The 20453-nt window shown below is 44.5% G+C and carries 14 protein-coding genes and 1 tRNA gene; 11 read left to right on the top strand and 4 right to left on the bottom strand.

The genetic code is table 11. The features are described 5' to 3' along the window. Positions 1 to 31: 31 nt before the first annotated feature. Complete coding sequence (locus JWH17_RS23675; protein ID WP_232370939.1) at positions 32 to 850, bottom strand: restriction endonuclease; 819 nt, start codon at positions 848 to 850, stop codon at positions 32 to 34. 849 nt (positions 851 to 1699) lie between these two features. On the opposite strand from JWH17_RS23675, the gene JWH17_RS06355 reads away from it, so the two are divergent. The 7 genes from JWH17_RS06355 to JWH17_RS06325 all read left to right on the top strand — a co-directional run bounded on the left by JWH17_RS06355 (position 1700) and on the right by JWH17_RS06325 (position 9679). Then, positions 1700 to 1903 (top strand): hypothetical protein, encoded by a 204-nt coding sequence (locus JWH17_RS06355; RefSeq protein ID WP_205221753.1) that lies wholly within the window; start codon positions 1700 to 1702, stop codon positions 1901 to 1903. Beyond that, complete coding sequence (locus JWH17_RS06350) at positions 1904 to 2689, top strand: hypothetical protein (protein WP_205221752.1); 786 nt, start codon at positions 1904 to 1906, stop codon at positions 2687 to 2689. It begins immediately after the preceding gene. A 490-nt stretch (positions 2690 to 3179) separates the two neighbouring features. Next, positions 3180 to 3848 carry a hypothetical protein gene (locus JWH17_RS06345; protein ID WP_205221751.1) on the top strand — a complete coding sequence of 223 codons (669 nt, stop codon included), beginning with the start codon at positions 3180 to 3182 and terminating at the stop codon, positions 3846 to 3848. 310 nt (positions 3849 to 4158) lie between these two features. Further along, positions 4159 to 4452 (top strand): DNA N-6-adenine-methyltransferase, encoded by a 294-nt coding sequence (locus JWH17_RS06340; RefSeq protein WP_232370938.1) that lies wholly within the window; start codon positions 4159 to 4161, stop codon positions 4450 to 4452. Positions 4453 to 5288: 836 nt separating this feature from the next. Continuing rightward, a complete protein-coding gene (locus tag JWH17_RS06335; protein WP_205221750.1) occupies positions 5289 to 6635 on the top strand; it encodes a hypothetical protein in 1347 nt (448 codons plus the stop codon). A gap of 171 nt (positions 6636 to 6806) precedes the next feature. Beyond that, positions 6807 to 8276: an AICE element replication initiation protein gene (locus JWH17_RS06330; RefSeq protein WP_205221749.1), complete on the top strand. Its 1470-nt coding sequence runs from the start codon at positions 6807 to 6809 to the stop codon at positions 8274 to 8276. A gap of 323 nt (positions 8277 to 8599) precedes the next feature. Then, positions 8600 to 9679: a tyrosine-type recombinase/integrase gene (locus JWH17_RS06325; protein ID WP_205221748.1), complete on the top strand. Its 1080-nt coding sequence runs from the start codon at positions 8600 to 8602 to the stop codon at positions 9677 to 9679. A gap of 29 nt (positions 9680 to 9708) precedes the next feature. On the opposite strand, the gene JWH17_RS06320 is transcribed toward JWH17_RS06325, so the two are convergent. Further along, a tRNA-Arg gene (locus tag JWH17_RS06320) sits at positions 9709 to 9785 on the bottom strand. Between the two features lie 99 nt (positions 9786 to 9884). Beyond that, a complete protein-coding gene (locus JWH17_RS06315; RefSeq protein WP_205221747.1) occupies positions 9885 to 12206 on the bottom strand; it encodes an Rne/Rng family ribonuclease in 2322 nt (773 codons plus the stop codon). Between the two features lie 1208 nt (positions 12207 to 13414). Here JWH17_RS06315 and JWH17_RS06310 point away from each other — a divergent pair. The 4 genes from JWH17_RS06310 to JWH17_RS06295 all read left to right on the top strand — a co-directional run bounded on the left by JWH17_RS06310 (position 13415) and on the right by JWH17_RS06295 (position 19099). Further along, the gene (locus tag JWH17_RS06310) at positions 13415 to 15769 is read left to right on the top strand and encodes an LPS-assembly protein LptD (protein WP_205221746.1); all 2355 of its coding nucleotides are present in this window, start codon (positions 13415 to 13417) and stop codon (positions 15767 to 15769) included. Positions 15770 to 15798: 29 nt separating this feature from the next. Further along, the gene (locus JWH17_RS06305) at positions 15799 to 16755 is read left to right on the top strand and encodes an acetyltransferase (protein ID WP_205221745.1); all 957 of its coding nucleotides are present in this window, start codon (positions 15799 to 15801) and stop codon (positions 16753 to 16755) included. Positions 16756 to 17116: 361 nt separating this feature from the next. Beyond that, a complete protein-coding gene (gene mltA / locus JWH17_RS06300; RefSeq protein WP_205221744.1) occupies positions 17117 to 18289 on the top strand; it encodes a murein transglycosylase A in 1173 nt (390 codons plus the stop codon). Positions 18290 to 18295: 6 nt separating this feature from the next. Then, on the top strand, positions 18296 to 19099 hold the full coding sequence (locus JWH17_RS06295) for an SAM hydrolase/SAM-dependent halogenase family protein (protein ID WP_205221743.1): 804 nt from the start codon (positions 18296 to 18298) through the stop codon (positions 19097 to 19099). A gap of 42 nt (positions 19100 to 19141) precedes the next feature. Here JWH17_RS06295 and aroA read toward each other — a convergent pair whose 3' ends face one another. Beyond that, positions 19142 to 20419 carry a 3-phosphoshikimate 1-carboxyvinyltransferase gene (aroA, locus tag JWH17_RS06290; RefSeq protein ID WP_205221742.1) on the bottom strand — a complete coding sequence of 426 codons (1278 nt, stop codon included), beginning with the start codon at positions 20417 to 20419 and terminating at the stop codon, positions 19142 to 19144. Between the last annotated feature and the right edge of the window lie 34 nt (positions 20420 to 20453).

The following is a 20453-nucleotide window of genomic DNA, read 5'->3' as shown; positions in this document are numbered from 1 at the left end:
TGCTCATAGCTCACTCCGAAAAAACTGTTATTCAATCTATCGAAATCGTTCCACGGCATTTGGGAAAATTCGAACATCCCCAGAACTGCTTACCAGCACGACTACCTTTCTTGGCTACCCGCTTTATCATTTCACTACCGCATTTTGGGCAAAGGGGAGTATCTTGTACCTGTGTCCAGGGCTGTGGCGGGGGAGTCTTTGTGATAATACGTTTCAGCTGCGCACCATCTATAAGCTGAACATTATTTTCCAGTGCGAATTTTTCCGCATCGACAGTGAATCTGCCGGAGGTTACCACATACCCACCAGCAGCACCTCTACTGGTCATTACTCCGAGAAGCTCACGAACAGTCTTTACCCCAACCTTGTATGCCTTCCACTGCTTGCACTGGACAAAATAGGTGGCTCCATCTATTTTCAAGACTAAATCAACGCCACCATCTGCGCCATCTGCTGTTTCACTAACACCATACCCTTCACGCCTGAAGTGCTCCCCAACTAGCATCTCAAACTCTTGCCAGGACATATTATCCAAAGGATTTACAGAAGAGCTGGCTTGTGTTGTCTCGTACAGGTTGTGGCGCTTTCTTCGATTGAAGAAGGACGTTGCAGCAGCAAAAAGCAGGACAACGGGAAAAAGATACTGCCCTGCACCAGCCAAGCCGTGAAAAACGCCGGAGAGCATACCGCTGCTAATCTCACTCATATCTTTAGCCACATACAGTTCCTGTCCAGCATACCAGTGCAGAAACAAATAAGCAGAGATAGCAAGGGCTACGCCGATGCCCCAATGAAAATACGAGACAATCTCAACCAAGATATCCAACCCACTTTGCCTACGACGAGCCATAAAAAATCCCTTATTCTTTAACAAAACGAAACTACCACAACATAGCAACTATCTGAAATCCTATGAACAATCCGCCACTCCTCATAGTATTACCATAGCGTTATTCATACAAGAAATTTATCGGGAAAGTGAAGGGTATTGCCTGTGCCTACAGCCTGGTCAGTATAAATGTGATCTGGGTGGTGGGCTGGGGATTATGGGAATGGAAGTTGGTACCTGTCTCACATCCGTAGCCTTTTGCAGCTTAATTCTCCTGACTGTGAAAACAGGATGATTATGGGGTGGTTGGATTTGGGTGCGCTTCGTGCTAGCAAAACTCTCTGCTATCAATTCTCTAAAATCAGGCTCCGGCACACCATATGTTGATGGGAAGGTGGTGCAGGGGGTGAGCATATATCGTTTAGCGAAGAGAAACCCCATCAAAGCAACACATAATTTTTTGTGGAGATGGGAGTTCAGGATTTATCTCTTCGTAGGGCTCTTAGCACATCAACACCTCCTCAACCTAGAATAACGCTCCTTCTTTTGCTCTGAAAATAATCAACTGATTTTACACATGATGTTGTTGGGAATGGAGTGTTGCGCTCCCTCCATCTCCTGAGGCTGCTGAAGGTTAGCCATCCAACAGAGGATCACTTTGGGAGGGTATGTGCATTGGTGTTGTCACTCATGCTGTATCAAAAAAAATAATATTATTAATGGATTATCGAAATGAATAAAGATTTAGAAAAGCATCATAGGCTGTTTTGGGCGGTACTCTGCTCTAAAACATGGAAAGGATACAAGGTTCGATCATTAAAAAAAATGCAAATGTAGTTATACGTTAAATATTAAAAAATGGAGCTGTATATGAATAAAATGAAAGTTAATCTGATTGTTGGTTACCCAACACTCACCCTCCCTGAATTAGACAAAATAGGCGAACTTGATGAGGTGGTTTTAGTCGGTAATGGTGTGGAGAAAAATCACTTACACCCAAATGGACCTGAATACTACAAAGAGACTGGCAACTATTTCTATCATTTGACTGATGAGTCAATTAGGAGCAATTAAATGATAAGAGAATCGTATGACATGGACTATGGAGGTGCCACATGTTTGGATTTGCCAATTAATTATGAAAGATTAAAGGCCGAACCTTGGCAACTTGATTTGTTGAAACTTAATCCTGAATATTGTTGCTGGGGACCTGGTGATGATGGGATGCCATATACAGAAAAATATGATTGGAACTCTTCTATGGTTTTTGATTCCTGGGAAGAATTTGGCCCATGGGATATTGATCATCTAAACGAGGTGGTACATTTTTACTTCTCTGTAGGTAGGAAAAATATAGAATGCGAATCTTGCGGTGGTACAGGGATGAGCCCAGAAGCAAAAATGTTAAATGATAAATGGAATCAGAATACTGATGGAAATGTTGCATGGAAATATTCCTTATCTCAAGCTGATATAGATGCTCTATGGGATAATGGATGCTATGACGCCATCTTTGAAGAAAAACCATTACTAGAGCAGATTAACGATATTGATACACATATAAAATTTCCATTTTTATATCGTGGTTTATATCGTGGTTTATGTCGTGACATATGCGTCAAAGAGAAATGTGAAAGATTGGGTATTGTGCTTGATTGTCCTATTTGTAATGGTCGTCAATTTAGATTTACCGCTAATCACGCAGAGGTTTCCTTAATTTTATGGATGCTTCATCCCAGACAAGGTGCTTCCCGAGGAATAGAAATAACAAAGATTCAAGAAGAAGATTTGCCAGCCATTTTTACTTTCTTAAAGAAGGCTGCAAAGAGAAATGAGATGCGTTTTAAAGCAATAGTATAACAATCAGTCAGCCAACCTACATCACCCTTTCTGGGATACGCTATTTCATATAAATGTGGGAATGCTGACCGTATCGCCCATCTGTCCAAACTCATTCTCCCATCATTAACACACATGAATTATGCAAGGATGGAAAGGTGTGCTCATTAAAGTCCTCAGCAACCTTAGCAAAAAATATAACTAGTTTAGGTGGATCTCTCCCCTTAAAAAAATTCCCCATCTTCTGCTCTGACAATAATCATCTTGCTTTACATGCAATGTTGTTGGTGTGGTGTTCTGTCGTCTGCCGTAACTGCACGCATTTGAAAATGTCATAGCGAGTCACCAGGTAAGTCTGTCCAGGTGTGTTGCGCCATCTCCAATTCCAGCTGGTGATAAAATTTAGCCATTTAACACAGAATGTTTGTGGATGTTTGTGGATGGGTGTGTCGGGTAGGTATTGCCAAGTATTTAAAATAAAAAAGTATTATATTAACAATAGGTTAAGTATATGGAAAAAGATTTAGAAAAGCATCATAGGCTGTTTTGGGCAGTACTCTGCTCTAAAACATGGAAAGGATACAAGGTTCGATCCTTAAGGAAGAAAGTTCGCGTGTTATGCGGGTATTTACATGGAAGCTCCTATGAGCATGAGCCGCACCATGTAAAGAAGACACTCATTCACAAAACCAATGAGTATGTCGTGGATGAGATGTTTTACGCATATATGGACAAAAAACACTGGCAAAAATATGACCTAGCACATTCGCTATCAACATGGATACTGCAGTATATATATTTGAATATAAACAACTTACTAAAGAGACATAAACCTAGGTCAATTGCTGAGGGAATCAGCCCTAAGGCGGACCTATGTGATCCGAACAATATAAATTTTCTGCTCTCATATGAAGAAGTTGAAGATTGGCTTGATATGCGGCCGGAAAAGGAAAGTCCTGAGAATATCTTGCAGCATAAAGAATTGCTACTGATAGCTATAGAACACTTCGGAATAGAAGATCTAAGGGTAATCTTAGGGATGGAGTCTAAGTGGAATACTATTCGTGATCGTAAGCTAAATTATGATCAATACACTAAACAGTTGTACTTGAAACAAATAGCTTTCAAACCAGTATTATTGAGTAATGGATATGAATTCTACTTTTCAAGTAATGATTAAAACTACAGTAATAACCTTTCCCTTGATACAGATATTGTCTGTTACTAGGTAGAATCGGAAATATTTTTTTAAAAAAATGAAAAAAAATAGTTTTTTAAAGTAGTACCAATGGAGGCCTCGGGCATATGCTCGCAGGCTTTTTTTATTTTCTATTGATTCATTTGAGGAATCAGTATCGAGGTATCATCCTCAACAAATAATAATACCAGTTACCTCTGGGAGCTGGCCTCGTTTTGTTTTCACATAAGCTTAATCAATAGCCATGTGATGACAATATCATTAACAATAACGATCGAAGGAGTTCAATGATATGAACAAAGATGTACATTTTTCTAGTAAGACTGATATGTGGGCTACCCCACAAGATTTTTACAATTCACTCAATGCGAGATTTAAGTTTCAAACTGATGTGTGCGCAGTCGCTGATAATGCGAAATGTGACAATTTTTACAACCCTGAACAAGATGGACTGAAACAGGAATGGCTGGGTACCTGCTGGATGAATCCACCCTATGGTCGGGAAATCTCACGCTGGATGGAGAAAGCATATACCAGCGCGAAAGACAACGGGCCACTGTTGTCTGTCTTGTCCCTGCCAGGGTAGATACCAAGTGGTGGCATAATTATGCTGCAAAGGGTGAGATATCTTTCCTGAAGGGACGCTTGAAGTTTGGCAATAGTAAGAACAGCGCGCCTTTTCCGAGTGCTGTCATAGTGTTCAGGCCAACTGTTAAAGATGCACTGCCTGAAGTGGTACAGTAAGTCGAACAGGCAGCAAGGGAATCACTTACAAATTACCCCCCCCCCCTGCGTCGCAAAGTCCAACCCTGATGCCTTGCCTCAAGCACCAGGGTAAGGAAGCTTGAACGAGCAATGGCAGACGAATACAAGCGTGCTGTCGGCTTTGCTCCTGTTATAAAATAGAGCCAGCCGTTTGGTGATTGCAGAGCATCCTGCTATAATCTTTCCTATGCCAAGTGATATTGGCATGTCCGAAAATTATCGTCCGAATCGTCCTCAGCGTCCAATAGGGCGATAAGGGCGGTCTGGACGATATTAAATGACTCCCGAAAAAGAGACTGGGTAATGACAGCCGTAAAACCTGTATTTTTTTGTAATGACTGCAAGAGGAATCTGCTAGAGGCAGAGGACCTTCAGTATGCTATTTTTTTATACGGCATATTTTTTCTCCAAAACAAAGATGGTGGTTATGTCGGTACTACATGCCCATCCTGCCTGAAAACAACCTACGCTCATTACGGTAGAGAAGCCCTTGATAGTATCATTGAGATTTGCAAATGGTTTAATTTTCGGGGGCGCACAACAAGCCAACCTTTAAGGTATTTTTCACCCTATGTTTCATCGCCATCGTGCAACTCAGATGTGTTGCAGCATACTCTCAGGAGCAGCAACTATTCTTTTAATAAAGACAACAAGTCGATGCGTATAATTGAACAAAGACTAGATCCGTTTGGTGAGATCGCTGCCATGAATTTGCTGTCTCCCTATGTATATGGTCTCGCGGAGCCAGTAGGATCATTTTTCTATAACTTTTGGACGGATCCCGATGGGGCAGAGCAGCTAATAGCTCTCGAAAGAGAATCAGGGATCAGGATGCTTCCAAGGTATATTTGGGACAATGCCTTAATCGACTCAGTGGAGGAGCTTTGCTGGATGTTTCGCCAAGAGATGGAGTTCCTTGAGTCTGGTGATGATGTTGTATTTATAGCCAAAGACCCCGCTTGTAATTTGGAAAAAACAAGTACCTTCCATGAAGTATTAATATCAGACCCGTCTCCCTCGACCTCCCTGTTAGCACCAATACCCTTAAATAACAAATTGGGAGAAGAATTGGTCATGGAAGACTCCGATGTTGATTCATTACGTAAGGCTCTATGGAAAAAGAACGCCCCCTTTCTTGGCGTCAAGAAAGATGAACACTTTCATGATGCGGTTCCAAACCTCGAAATAGAGGGGATCAACCATGACGACGTATTTGAGGAGCTTGCGGAAAATTCTAACAAGGAATACGCAAAGAAATATTTAGCTGGTGCAGCTGATGATTTCATTGATAGCTATCTCAATGATGGCTTGTGGAACGTCAGGAGAGCATGTTGGTCGTATTCCAGTCTATGGAAGATTAAACAGCGTTACGTAGAAGGCTATCACCATGCAATCAAAGAGGGTTTGAGAAAAGAGGCTGCTTATGCCTTTTACCAAATCGGCAACAAATATAAAATTCGTTTCAACAATAAAGAGCTCTCAGAAAAAAAATTAAGCGGTTTCAAGTATATCTATTTTTTGGTTTGTAATCAGAACGAGGAATTTACTCACCAGCAACTTGACCTGTTGAATGGTCTTGCTTCTGTCGCAGATAACTATGAATTCTTAGAGGCGATTCAGGGTATAGATGGTACAGAATCATATGATTTCATAGATGAAACTGCGAGTCGTTTTTATCAGAAAGAGCTGGAAATACTTAAGAATAAATTGAGCGATGCCATAGAAGAAGGTGACTTTGACCGCCAGAAAATTTTAAGAGAACAGCTTGAAGAGCATATATATTATTTTGAAGAGTCACACCATGGTAACGGCAAAGTGAAAAAGGTGCGTGGAGAGTACAGAAAGGTTCAGAATAAAATTGGCAAGGCAATAAAAGATACGATTAAGTGGATGGCAAAGGAAGATTACTTGGACGTTGCTGTTCATTTCAGAAAATCAATAAATCACTATGCAAATCGAATTTCCTATAGGTCCATAGACACAAATATCAAATGGCATATATGATTTTTTTACACCATTAACTATATGAAATTATAAAATATAATTTTTATCGTAAGCCATTCGGTAAAATATTTCACCACTCATCAAAAAACCTACAAACTTTGTAGGCCATCTCATAACAGAGGGGAGAGACTGGTTCTCCCTGTAACTTCTTCCACCACAGGAGACTCTGTTATGACACCTGAAACAACTCAAAACGACACCCCAAAAGATCCAGCAGTTGAATTCCTCAAGTCCCAGATAGAAGTATTCCACAACTCTATTGACGTTGCCTATGCCTGTATCAATGGTGGCAGCACGCCTGAAATAGTAACTCTTCACAGTAAAAAATTCCGACAGTTCGTCACCAAAGCGCTGTATAGCCTCAAAGGAAAAATCCCCCAACAAAATCACATTAAAAGCATAATAATCCTACTTGAGCTTGAGGCACTTGAAGGTGTCGAGCGGGAAGCAAATATCCGTATCGCCCAACACGAAGGTGACATTTACCTTGACCTTGCAAACTCGGCCAACGAGCAGGTGAAAATCTCTAAAAATGGTTGGGAAATTATTCACGCTTCACAATCTCCGGTCTATTTTACACGGCCTGCTAAAATGCAGTCCTTGCCTAATCCTAAGAAAGATGGACAACTAGGACGATTAGCCGGTTTCCTTAACCTGGAGAGCCAAGACCACCTGTATCTGATATTTGCCTGGTTGTTGATGGCGTTAAAACCGAATGGCCCTTATCCGGTGTTGTGCATCCAGGGGGAACAAGGTTCCGGCAAGAGTAGTGTTTGCAGACTTTTGAAGAACATTTTTGACCCCTCTTTGCCTGTAATCACAAGTATGCCCAGCGGTGAGGAAAATCTTCTCATTTCCGCTCTCCGGAGCCAGGTACTAGCCTTTGATAATATTTCTTCAATTAGCCATTCGGCATCGGATATTCTCTGTCGGATGGCTACTGGGGGCGGTTTCAGCAAGCGGACCTTATTCACTGACGATGAGGAAACCTGCTTCAACATTATGCGTCCCATTATCCTCAACGGTATTACAGGGTTAAATGGTAGGCAGGATTTATGCGACAGGACAATCTTCATCAATACGGTACCTATTCCCCAAAATTTGCGTCGTACAGAGGAGGAACTTCAAAAAGCATTTGCTGAGGCTCACCCTGATATACTGGGTGGGCTTTGCACAGCGCTTTCTACTGCTCTCCAGAATGAAAACAATCCCACCCCGACTTCTCTCCCAAGAATGGCTGATTTTGCCAAATGGGTGGTTGCTGCAGAGCCAGCATTGCCAATACCTCCAAATAGTTTTCTTGCAGCCTACGAGCGCAATCGGGCAGAAATCATAGATGAAGCTATCGAAGCAGATCCAGTTGCATCTGCTGTGATTGCCATGGTGGCACAGTTTCCTCAATGGACTGGTACCGCGACCCAACTGCTTCAAACCCTCAATGGTTATACCAGTGACGAGGTTAGACGCTTAAACCTCTGGCCTAAACAAGCCAACGTCCTTTCACGTAAATTAAAACGCGCTGTGACATTTCTACGTGAAAAGGGTGTGCTGCTTACTTTCGCCAAATCCGGCACCAGGAGTATCACCATCACCTCTGCCCTGCCAATTTATCCTGTTAATCCTGATAATTACCAGCAGTAGCTATCAATATTATTAGGCCAGACGTGGGGGATTATACCCCCACCTGCACACTTTTTTTGCTGCTACGTCACTTTTTTTCAAAACCTACAAACTTTGTAGGCCATCCAATAGTAGAGGCAAGAAATTCAAGAGTGAATGGACAACAGAGAGACGCTTGATGGCGGGCACAAACCTTGACAAACAATCCACACCGGAGATAATGACTCCTGATGAGGTAGCCAGCTTTTTCCAGAAAAGTACATCGTGGGTGTATAAAAACTGGAAGGAGCTTGGCGGTGTGAAGCTCGGAGGTTCTCTGTTTTTTCCATCAAAAGGAGACCTTTATGAGCGTATATTCAAACAGAAACAAACGGTGGAGGTACGACTTCACCCTGAAAGGAATCCGCTACACAGAAGCAGGATTCAAAACCAAAAAGGAGGCTCAACGAGCCGAAGCACAAAGGAGGGAAATAATACTAAATCCAGCTCCAATAATGGAACTGCCGACAGACACGGACTTCTTTGAGCTGGTAAATGAAAGGCTGGATTACGTGAAAGCCTACAATTCCGAACGGCATTACAAAGAATACCTTTATATGGCCAGGAGATGGGCTAAAGAGTGGCAATCGTATGCCTGTAGTGAGATTACGGCCAGGATGGTTGAACAGTTCGTCCTTGAGCGCAGTAAAGTCTCGCATTACGTGGCCAATAAGGAAATCCGTTACCTAAAGGCCACTTTTAACTTCGGGCTAAAGAAAGGCCTTATATCGCATAACCCAGTAGCTGATATATCGTTTTTACCGGTTGAGAAACGTATAAAATACATCCCCCCTGTAGAGCATATCGACAAAGTAATCGCTGTTGCAGACCAGGACACGCAAGATTATCTCTGGACTATACGCGAGACAATGGGACGTGTTAGTGAGATTAACCGGTTGGTATGGGATGATATTGATCTTAACGATAGATACATCACGCTTTATACACGGAAGAAGAAAGGAGGGCACTTGACCCCAAGACGTATCTGGATGACGGACAAGGTGTATGAAATTTTGTCAGCTCGTTATCAGAGGCGTGCAGGTGACCGCCCGTGGGTGTTCTGGCACAGATACTTCAGCACCAAGACAAATGACTGGGCTGAAGGACCATACAAGGACAGAAAATATCTGATGCGGAATCTTTGCGAGAAGGCAGGGGTGCCTTACTTCAGGTATCACGCTCTTCGACACGCTGGGGCGTCATTGATGGACAGTGTAAATGTGCCTATCGGAGCAATACAAAAAATTTTAGGCCACGAGAATAGAAGGACGACAGAAATATATCTGCACAGTTTTTCTGAATTAGAGAAACAGGCGGTGCGCGATTATGAGGCTGCGAGAAAAAAGTCTCACACTTTTTCTCACACGCAAAAAACAAGGGGTTAAGCCAAAATGACTTAACCCCTTGGGATTACTGGCGCGCCAGGGAAGATTCGAACTCCCGACCTACGGATTCGTAGTCCGGCACTCTATCCAGCTGAGCTACTGGCGCATAAGTGAAGGAGGATATACCCTGGTTTTGGATGAGGTGCAAGTTTTTTCTTTAGTGAGCATGCCTTTTTGTCTTTTATAGAAAAGAATATCGGCCATGTTAGTTTTCGTTGTCGACATTTTGTTTATTTTTGACAAAATCTATTTGGTTGTCGTTGGGTCGCATCTCAACAATAGGTAAAATGTCGATGAGTGCACTATGTTTGAGTTCCAACTCACAGAGTTCGTTTCTCTTTTTATTGAGCAGGTACTGGGCAACTTCCAGCGGCAGTCTACATTCCACTTTATCGACTTTTTTGCGGCTGATGCCTGTTTGTATCCTTCTTAAATAGTATAATGCCTGCGTCTCTACCGAACGAACTACTCCTCGGCCCTGACAATGGGGGCAGGTTTTATAACTTGCCTTCTCAACAGGTGCGCCCATTTTTTGACGCGATATCTGCATAAGGCCGAATCTGGATATTTTGCTGGTATCCACCTTGGCCTTGTCACGCTTCATGCTGGTTCTGACCTGTTTCTCAACCTCACGGATATGTTTCTTATTTCGCATGTCAATGAAATCGACCACGATAAGGCCGCCAAGGTCGCGCAGCCGAAGTTGGCGTGCCAACTCCGCAGCTGCCTCCATATTGGCGAGAAAGATGGTTTCTTCGAAATCGGCATTTTTGGAAGTACGACCCGAATTGACGTCAATGGCAACCAGCGCTTCAGTAGGATCAATGACAATGGATCCGCCGGATGGCAACGCAACCTGCGGTTTGAAAATAGATTCAATCTGTTCTTCGATGTTTAACTGATTGAATATGGGCTTGGCCCCACGGTGCATTTTTATTTTTACATCTTTCTGCTTGACCGGGAGCAGTTTGACGAAATTTGTAACACGTTCGTACGACTGATCAGTATCGACTGTAATTTCTTTGATTGCAGGGCTGAAATGATCGCGAAGGAAACGGGTAACCGTGTCTTCGTCTTCATAGATTAATGCAGGGGCATTTTTTGTCTGTCCTAGGCGTTTGATATCTTCCCATTGCAGCAGTAGGAAGCGGAGGTCTTTTTGCAACCCTATTTTGGTAATATCGACACTTGCAGTTCGGATGATATAGCCTACCCCCTCCGGTATCGTGAAACTACTCATTATTTGCCGCAGGTTGGAGCGTCGCTCCTCACCGGTTATTTTACGGGAGATACCTGCGCTGTCACTGCCGGGCATGAGAACCAGAAAACGACCTGGAAGTGACAAGTACGTGGTTATATTGGCTCCTTTATTACCCGTCACCTCTTTAACTACCTGGACAAGAACTTCCTGACCTTTTTTGACAACATCCTCAATTTTCAGTTTTTTCCACTGATGTTGGGCAATAAGCCTGCGATTTTGCTCGCTCACATCCTGCCTGAAATATTCAGGATGAATTTCACTGAAGGGAAGAAATCCGTTTCGGCCTGTTCCTATATCCACAAAAGCGACTTGGAGATTGGGCTCAATGGAAACGATGGTTCCCTTGTAGATATTGTTTTTTGTTCGCTCACGGGAAACGGTTGTTACATGATAGGACTCAAGGCGACCTTCTTCAATAAGCGCAATCCGACACTCTTCAGGCTCTTCGGCATTGATGAGCAGTTTCGCGGAAACAGTAGGCTCTGGCGGGATACTTTGCTCTTTTTCTACTCTTTTTTCCTTTCTGCCCCTTCCCTGTTTGCTACGGCTTGGTTTACGGGGGCTGGTTTTTTCAGCTTTTTCCTCTAGGGCAACCGATAGTTCTGTTTCAGTGGTTATGACATCAAACTCTAAGATATCGCTATCATCAGCGATGGGATCTTTTGTTTGGTCATTCTTTTTTTCTGCCTTTAGAGTTTGGTCGGCAGAACTCAGCTGGGTATTTGTTGTGCCGGGATCAACACTCTGCTTGTCTTCAGCAATGGGGTCTTTCGTTTCTTGTTGGCTGTTTTCTTCTTCTATAGTTGGTGAAATGGATGTCGGCTCGGTGATACTGATATCGGAATCAGCTACCTTATTGTCAACAACAGCTTGTTTTTTTGTTTCTTCTACGTTTTTTTCCGCCTCTATTGCTGGTGGAGGAGAAGGCTGTTCGCTGGTTTGCACACCGGAATCGGTTGTCTCAATACTATCGGCGCTACGTTCTTTTGTTGCCTCTGCTTTGGTTGCTGTTTCTATAGCCGGTGCGGCAGGAGCAGGGGTGAATATGTCCGGCTCAGCATTATCTGGAACCGTAAATGCTTCTTGTTGCTCTCCTTCCTGCTCTACCGGTAGTGAGAGGGGAGCTGGAGGGGAGGATGGAACTTTTTTTTCCGGAGTGGTTTTTTTCCGGGGGGTGGCGCTGACGCTTTTCCACCATGCCCCGGTGGTAGCTTTTCTGATAGTGGGTTTGGGTTCTTGAGGGGTTTTATTTTCGTCGTCTGTCATTCTTGATCCTGGGCTTGATTTAACAAGCAACATTTCCCTGGATACGTTGTGTCATTTCGAAGTAAAGTGTTCTTTTACCATGGAAAGTATCCACAGATACTTAACTGCTCGTAATGGTCAGGGCAAGGAATACACTTTGTCTTGGAAAAAGTATGTTGGTGACGTGGTGACCAACAGTGCTTTCTGTAAATAATTGTTTTTCCGATTAAGGTGTGTTCAGGTGCACTTTCCCTGGCGAGTAGTTCAGGAAGTTGCTCAATTTTTAGGGACCTTTTTTCACAAAGGCCTCATTTAAATCGGCGCATATGTATCGTCGCCGTTTTTGTCATCCTTACAATTTCTTCAGAACCATTACCACTAGCCGGCTATGGTTCCGAAGTTGTGTCTGTTTTTTTGATTACAGCTTAGTTCAATGCCGGTTTAGGCCACTTTGCAGTTATCAATGTTTCCCTGGCAAAAGGAGGTATGCGTTCTCTCTCCTCATCCCTGGATATGCATTAAGAGATGTCGTTTTGAGTGACCTCTTGCGCTTTTCCTTCGAAAAAGTCTATGTTTGTCGTAGTGTGAGGGAAGGAAAGGCGCATTTATTTAATCAATGATGGAGAAGAACGCTTAAGTTTACAAAAAAACAGTTCTTTCCAGTGTATTCTTTTTCCGTATTGTGCCCCAATAGCGGTATTCTGCCAATATGTATTTACTGGATCATGCCTATTATGCATGAAAAGGGGTCGTTGGGCAGGAGACGGAGGAAGAGCCTGTGCAATTCTGCAAGTAATAGAGGGCAAGCAACACTGCGTAGGTCATCGTGAAAGTATTGTGCATAAAGGACGCGCTCACAGTATATTGCCTGGAACTGCGCCGATACCCGTCAGGAGCCTTGTTACTCTTTTTTAAAGGTATTTTTTTCACCCCCCTGGTGAATTAGATAAACCCCGAAGGCTCTCCTCTTCCAACCAGCCGTTTCTTAAACTAAATTCAATGGCTGTGCAAGGCAAATCTATGACTTTTAACTTGACACAATTTGGCCGTACGCGTACATTCGAACAGATTTCCATGCTATCTTTTTGCCTAATTTGAGCACTGGGCGCGTCTTGCAATATTTCGTTATGAAATGAATCGGGAGTCATATTTTCTGTTGCACCTTGGGGTGTGAACAAGTCGTTGTTCTAGCTTTTAATTCTCAATTTAACGCCTAGGAGTAGATCGAGGTGAAACAATTCACTTTTCAGTCCCCGATCATCAGCCTTTTTTTCATTCTTATTCTTCCATGTAGTCAATTGCCTGCGATTGGTCATGCAGAATCGGTTGATGCCCAAGAATGGGAGATAACTGCAGATAAATTAACTCGTTATGAAGATCCACCAAGTGTGATCGCCGAAGGTAACGTGGTGCTTGAAAAAAAGGAATCAGTTACCCGCAAGAAAAAGGAAAAAGATAAAAGTGACTGGAGTGATCTTTTAGGTAAGAGTGCTGACGAAAAAGCCCCCGTTGATGGCGATCAGGACACTCCTGATAAAGAAGATGCTGATAAAGACGTGACCACAACCAAGGTGCTGACCACTATAAAGGCAGACTGGATGGTCTATGATGCCGATCTTGGTCGGGTTAAGGCTCGCGGGAATCTGCTCATAGATGTTGGACCGGATCAATTAAGTGCCGAATCAGGGGTGGTAGACCTGGAAGATGAAACCGGTACTTTTGAAAACGCTACTGTCCTGCGCCAGTATAAAGACATGCACCTTGAGGGACGAGTGGTTGAAAAGACCGGCGACTTGACCTACCACATAGAAGACGGATGGATCATCACCTGTAAGCTCAAAGATGGCGAAACCCCACCGTGGAGTTTTGCCGCTGCTGATGCGGAAATCACTGATGGTGGGTATGCTTTTTTAAAGCATGCTACTTTCAGGGTCAAAGGTGTACCCATACTATATACGCCCTACATGATATTGCCGGCCAAACGTAAACGACAGACAGGCTTTCTGTTCCCTTCTATTTCTACTTCTGACCGGGATGGCTTTGGTGTTGAACTGCCGTTTTTTATAAATCTGTCCCCCAACAGTGATATCACCCTTTATCCTCAATATTTGGCTGAAAGGGGAATGATGCTTGGTGGCGAATTTCGCTATGTTGTAGATCAGAACGATAAAGGCGCATTGATGGCCAACTACCTGTCTGATGATTTAAGCGATCCGTCGCAGACAGAATATTATGAAGAGACTGGGTATACGCACACCAATAAAGATCGTTATTGGATACGAGGAAAGGCTGACCAGGACATTGGTCTGTGGACTACCCGTTTAGATTTGGACATTGTCTCTGATGAAGATTATTTAACAGAGTTTAATACCGGTATGACCGGCTTCACAACCACCCAAAATCGATTTCTTGATGTTTTTGGTCGTGGTTTTCAGAATAAAACATCACTCTATCGAGAAAATTCTTTAGAGATCCTTCGTTCCTTTGACAATGGATCTTCATTGCAGGGTGAATTTCTGGCAATTGATGATTTGGGCGATAGTAGTCCGTCGCGATTGTGGAAACTCCCTTCACTGTCTTATACCGGACTTTTATCTGTGTATGATAACAGCGGGATCGATTTTTCCTGGGATGCTGATTATGTCAACTATTATCGTGAAGAAGGGGTCGGAGCCCATCGATTTGATGTCCACCCAAAGCTGAACATGGCTGTTCCGCTTAGTCGTTATCTGGAGACAACCGTTAATGTCGGGGTAAGAGATACCTTCTATGCCGTACAATTAGGGGGGGATGAGAGTGATGAAGACATCAACCCTGATGGGTTTGCAGATGGAGATACTGAGAATCGATTACTTTTCGATGCAGGTGCTGAGATTGGGACAACCATGATTGGTGATTTCAATGTTGATATAGGCAATGTTTATGCCTGGAGTCATACCTTTCGCCCCTATGTGTCCTATGACTATGTTTCAGACGATGACCAGGATGACCTCCCCTATCTGGATAGTGTAGACAGTATAGCTGATCAAAATATCATCTATTACGGGATCAATAACTTCTTTGATATTTATGGGGACCGTGATGGAAGTAAATATGACCGTGACTATGGATATTTTAAAATCTATCAGGGATATGATTTTACCAGCGACGAGACAGATACGCCGTTGACCGCCATCAATCTTGAGATGGGGTATTATCCGTGGGAGGAGGTACGGCTCAAATATAAGTCAGAGATCGGCGTTTACGGGGAAGGTGCATATGCCCATACCGTTGAAGTGGATCTGAAAAGCAACCGGGGGGATTATCTGTCAGCTGACTATAAGTACGATGATACTGAAGATACTAATTCAATCAGTCTTGATGCCTGGGTGGTTCTGCCGTACAACTTTGCAGTGGGCTATGGAATTGAACGCTCCATCGAGGACGAATCGACCATTGAGGAGAACTTTCGCCTCCTCTATCAACCGGCATGCTGGTCTGTTGAATTTTTAACTAACCGTGCGGACGGTGATCAGACCTATATGCTCATGTTTAGGCTGGCAAACATCGGTAATCCTTTAGGGCTTGATCTGCCTGGGTTTTAAATGATCCCTTTTGTTTTTCTTCTCAGTTTATGAAATATATTGATGTCTTTAACGGCGATGCAGATGGTATTTGCGCTTTGCATCAACTTAGACTTGCCACGCCTCAGCCGCAAGCGCGACTTATTACAGGCGTGAAGCGAGATGTGCTTCTCCTGCAGCAGATTCTTACTGTGGAAAATGCTCAGGTGACGGTGTTGGACATCTCCTTTGATAGAAACAGAAACGCAGTAGAACGGCTTCTTCAACAAAATAATCAGATAACGTATATAGATCATCACTTCAGTGGCGACCTGCCATTCTCTCCTCAGCTTACAACACATATTGACCCCCACCCCGAGACCTGCACCTCCCTTATTGCGGATTCCCTTCTGCAAGGTAGGTTTGCATTATGGGCCATTGCCGGTGCCTTTGGTGATAATCTTGATGAAGTGGCACAGGAAAAGGCCACTCAACTGCGTTTGAGTGAGCAACAGGTGACCCAGTTGCGCGAAATTGGCCATCTGCTGAATTATAACGGCTACGGCATTACTCTTGAGGATCTACATATTCCACCAGCCGAGCTTTTTCTTGAGGTTCATGCCTACCGCGATCCATTTGATTTTTACCGGCAGTCTACTACCTTGGCCTCATTGCAAGAAGGGTATGCCCAGGATATGGAATATGCACAAAATTTAGGGCCACTGCAGGACGCTCAGACAGGAAGAGTCTACCAGCTGCCCAATGCTGCCTGGGCCCGACGAATTGTGGGCGTCTTTTCCAATCAGCTTGCTCGACAGGCACCGGAAAAGGCACATGCAACCCTGCTTGTCAACGATGACGGCAGTTATCGGGTAAGTGTCCGAGCGCCTCTTGTCAACCGGACAGGTGCGGACACACTCTGCCGTCTCTTTCCCACAGGTGGTGGAAGAGCCGCCGCAGCTGGGATTAATAGCCTGCCAGAGGACCAGATGGATCATTTTCTTTCCGTTTTTATTCAGCATTTTTGAAACAGCATGTTTGTTGAGGGAGGCGAATTGCAAACAATAAAGAGCACCCCTTGAGAATCCGTCAGGACAAGAGTTGTCGCAACCTGGGGTAAATGGACATGGTGGACACCGGTGCTTTTCTGTTTCCCCGTTGCTGTTGCTTTTTCTTACAAGATAAAACTGTTGCTATGCAGCAGGGCCTTTCTCCTTTTCCGTCGGACTGCTGTTCCAGTGCCGGAAAGCAAAATCCTTTATGCTATCATCGTATTAAAACTTCACTTATTTCTATCAACATGCGGTAAGATGCTTTTTTTTGATGACATGAGTGAGTTGGAAAATTTAACCGCCACGATATGGTGTGACCGCATTTATTGAGGCAATAATGAAACCGACTGTATCTTTTGTACTCATTTTTTTGCTTCTTTTTTCGCTCCCTTTTGGATGTGGCCAAAAGCCACTCTCTGAGATTAGCAAATCTGATTACCCCTTTTTTACAGATGACCTTGCCTATCAAGACCTTGATGCTGCTCTTACAAAAAGTCTTGTTTATCTGCGACGCCTTCCCCCTTCAGCTGTTTATACCATCGATAACAGGAGATGTACGGCTGCAGATATCACCCGTGCAGTAGAGTTTTTTCAAAAAATTTTAACTGACAAGCCATCTCCAACAAGATTGAATGAGCTGATAGCTCGTCATTTCAACGTGTATCAAGCAAGGGGCATCGCTGGATTTAATCCCGATCGATCCATGCTCGTAACTGGTTATTATCAACCATTATTTTCCGGTAGTCTCAAGCGCACACCAGTCTTTGCCTATCCCTTGTACAAGGTGCCGGCAGATCTGGTAATACGGCATGTCGAGCAAGGCCGGAAAAAGCAAACTGTCGGCAGGATGGACCAGGACCACTTTGTGCCGTATTGGACAAGGGGGGAAATAGAACGTGACAACCTGCTCAAAGGGCAAGAACTGATTTGGCTCAAAAATCCCCTTGATGCCTTTGTCCTTCATATTCAAGGCTCAGGATTGATCTCCCTTCCAGACGGTTCCATACGCGGAGTACATTACGCCATGCGAAATGGCAGGCCTTACAGCAGTATTGGTAAATATATGGTTGAAAGTGGCATGCTGACGTTGGAAGAGGCCGGTCTTGACTCGATTCGCTCCTACATCGACAAAAATCCGGAACAGCGCGATTTGATCCTGCACCACAATGAATCTTTTATTTTTTTTGATTGGGGAAATACCCAAGGGGCGGTTGGCAGTATCGGGCAGGTGTTGACTCCAGGTCGGTCAATTGCTGCAGATAAAACCTGCTTTCCGCCCGGCGCATTGGTCTTTCTTCAATCCAGAAAACCAGTGGTTCGTGACCAGCATATCGTGCAGTGGAATGATTTGCAGCGGTTTGTCACTATTCAGGACTCCGGTTCTGCTATTCGTGGGCCTGGAAGAGTTGATTTGTTTTGGGGGAGCGGTGCAGAGGCAGGGCTGGCTGCAGGAAGGATGAAAGAAGATGGTGCACTATATGTACTGTTGCTCAAAGACGAAGAGGGCTGATCATTAATGGAACCATCAGGGATTGTTACGCTCATAACTGACTTTGGCATTAGTGATCCTTATGTGGGACAGCTAAAAGGTGCATTACTCAAGCGATGGCAAGGAGCAAAAATTATTGATATCACCCATGCCATTGGCCGGCATGATATTCAAGGGGCAGCATTGACACTGTTCACCTGTTACCATCATTTTCCAGTGGGTACCGTTCATCTGACAGTGGTTGATCCGGGTGTTGGCAGTCACCGGGCCATTCTTGTCGCACGGAGCAACGATTATTATTTTATTGCACCGGACAATGGGGTGTTTTCAGCATTAATCGAAAAAGGGGCGCTTCATGATATCAAGCAGGTAACCGCAAGTGATGCTGAGAGTAGTGCAACATTTCATGGACGTGATATCATGGCTCCACTGGCAGCAGATCTTGCTAAGGGAGAGCCGTTTATTACTGCAGGCGAGGCAGTTCATCCAGCAGATTGTGTTCGCTTACCTTGTCTGAAGATGCAGCGGACAGATGACCAAGTGATCGGAGAGGTGGTCCGAATTGATCATTTTGGTAATATTCGTCTGTCGATTCGCTATGCGGATCTGCAGGGGTGGGCTGACCCTCCCGACACTATACTGGTCCAACTTGGGGGAGAACAGATAGGTCCCCTGCTCAGGACCTATTCTGATTGTAACCCTGGTAGTCTCTGTGTGGTTATCGATAGTGACGGATTTTTGGAAGTGGCCGCCAACCGTGGCAATGCTGCCCAAAAATTGCGGTGCAAACTCCACGATGCAGTGACTGTACTTCCCCGTTTTGTCCCCTGATTTTCTTTTGTCTGTTACTAATGGTGTGTGGCAGCGGAGAGACTACCCTCTGAGCAGTTCAAATCGTTCCCAGAAATCCGGAAATGATTTGGCAACGCATGATTCGCCAGTGATCTTTACCCCAGGAATGCGCAAGCCTGCCACAGCAAAACACATCGCCATTCGATGATCTTCATAGGTTTCCAACGTAGCACCATGATAGCCGTTGTTGCCGCTTTTCCCGTGGATTCGCATTCGTGACGGTTCTTCCTCAATATCTACGCCAAGCTTGCGTAGTTCGGAGACTACTGCCGATATGCGGTCGCACTCTTTAATGCGGAGATGAGCGATATTGTTGATAGTAGTTGTCCCTTGGGCAAAGGCTGCGACAACAGCCAGGGTTGGAGCAACATCGGGCATGTCTCCCATGTCCACCTCAATGGCCTCCAGCGTTTCCGGCCCGCTGACAGTCACTCCACCATCTTTTTGTGATACCTCACATCCCATTCTGGCCAAAAGCGGCACCAGGTTGGTGTCACCTTGGAGAGAGGGGACTGGAACATTTGCCACTGTAACCGTGCCGCAGCTGATAGCTGCTGCCGCCCAGAAGTAGGATGCGCTGGAGGCATCACCTTCAATCAGATAATTTTTTCCTTGGTACCGGCCCTGTGGAATTCGAAAATAGTTGAGCGTTGGCGCTGCTTCAACCCGAATTCCAAAATCAGCCATCACCGCCAGAGTCATTTCTACGTAAGGTTGGGATAGAACCTCACCTAGTACCTCAAGCTCGGCAGGCTTTTGTGCGTAGGGTGCTACGAGGAGCAGGGAGGAGAGGTATTGACTGGATTTACCTTCCGGTAAAATTGTTTTGCCGCCACCAAGACCAGCAGCACGAATTGTAAGAGGGGGACATCCGTTGTTCATATCGCTTTGAATGTCAACCTGCCAACCTTGCAGGGCCTTCATCAATGGGAGAATTGGCCGTTCTGTCATGCGCCGGCTGCCGGTAATCTGAAAAAGACCTTTGCCCAGCGAGGCGACTGATGTGAGAAACCGGGTAGCGGTACCGTTGTTGCCAAGAAAAATGGTTTCCTCAGGTTGAGCAATCAAGCCTCCCTGGCCTTCAATTGTCCATTTATCAGGGTTTTGATCATTAACCGCTACGCCCATGGCACGCAGAGCAGCAATGGTATACGAGGTGTCTTCACTGGAAAGTGGACCATGGAGGGTGGATGTTCCCTCGGCAAGAGCTGCAGCGATGAGCGAACGTTGGGTTAAGCTCTTTGATCCGGGTACGGAAACAACAGCATTGATCTCTTGCAGCGGTTTGATTTCAATCATAGGAATAGATGTCTTTTTGTTTAATGGGTGACAA

This window comes from Desulfogranum marinum (assembly GCF_016918565.1).
Lineage (GTDB): Bacteria > Desulfobacterota > Desulfobulbia > Desulfobulbales > Desulfobulbaceae > Desulfogranum > Desulfogranum marinum.
The sequence above is the reverse complement of the archived record's forward strand: the minus strand, read 5'-3'. Positions and strand labels throughout refer to the sequence as shown.

What these genes read in the sequence shown, in the direction of transcription:
- JWH17_RS23675 (WP_232370939.1), bottom strand. Translation starts at nt 850, where the DNA reads ATGGCTCGTCGTAGGCAAAGTGGGTTGGATATCTTGGTTGAGATTGTC.
- JWH17_RS06355 (WP_205221753.1), top strand. Translation starts at nt 1,700, where the DNA reads ATGAATAAAATGAAAGTTAATCTGATTGTTGGTTACCCAACACTCACC.
- JWH17_RS06350 (WP_205221752.1), top strand. Translation starts at nt 1,904, where the DNA reads ATGATAAGAGAATCGTATGACATGGACTATGGAGGTGCCACATGTTTG.
- JWH17_RS06345 (WP_205221751.1), top strand. Translation starts at nt 3,180, where the DNA reads ATGGAAAAAGATTTAGAAAAGCATCATAGGCTGTTTTGGGCAGTACTC.
- JWH17_RS06340 (WP_232370938.1), top strand. Translation starts at nt 4,159, where the DNA reads ATGAACAAAGATGTACATTTTTCTAGTAAGACTGATATGTGGGCTACC.
- JWH17_RS06335 (WP_205221750.1), top strand. Translation starts at nt 5,289, where the DNA reads ATGCGTATAATTGAACAAAGACTAGATCCGTTTGGTGAGATCGCTGCC.
- JWH17_RS06330 (WP_205221749.1), top strand. Translation starts at nt 6,807, where the DNA reads ATGACACCTGAAACAACTCAAAACGACACCCCAAAAGATCCAGCAGTT.
- JWH17_RS06325 (WP_205221748.1), top strand. Translation starts at nt 8,600, where the DNA reads ATGAGCGTATATTCAAACAGAAACAAACGGTGGAGGTACGACTTCACC.
- JWH17_RS06315 (WP_205221747.1), bottom strand. Translation starts at nt 12,206, where the DNA reads ATGACAGACGACGAAAATAAAACCCCTCAAGAACCCAAACCCACTATC.
- JWH17_RS06305 (WP_205221745.1), top strand. Translation starts at nt 15,799, where the DNA reads ATGAAATATATTGATGTCTTTAACGGCGATGCAGATGGTATTTGCGCT.
- mltA (WP_205221744.1), top strand. Translation starts at nt 17,117, where the DNA reads ATGAAACCGACTGTATCTTTTGTACTCATTTTTTTGCTTCTTTTTTCG.
- JWH17_RS06295 (WP_205221743.1), top strand. Translation starts at nt 18,296, where the DNA reads ATGGAACCATCAGGGATTGTTACGCTCATAACTGACTTTGGCATTAGT.
- aroA (WP_205221742.1), bottom strand. Translation starts at nt 20,419, where the DNA reads ATGATTGAAATCAAACCGCTGCAAGAGATCAATGCTGTTGTTTCCGTA.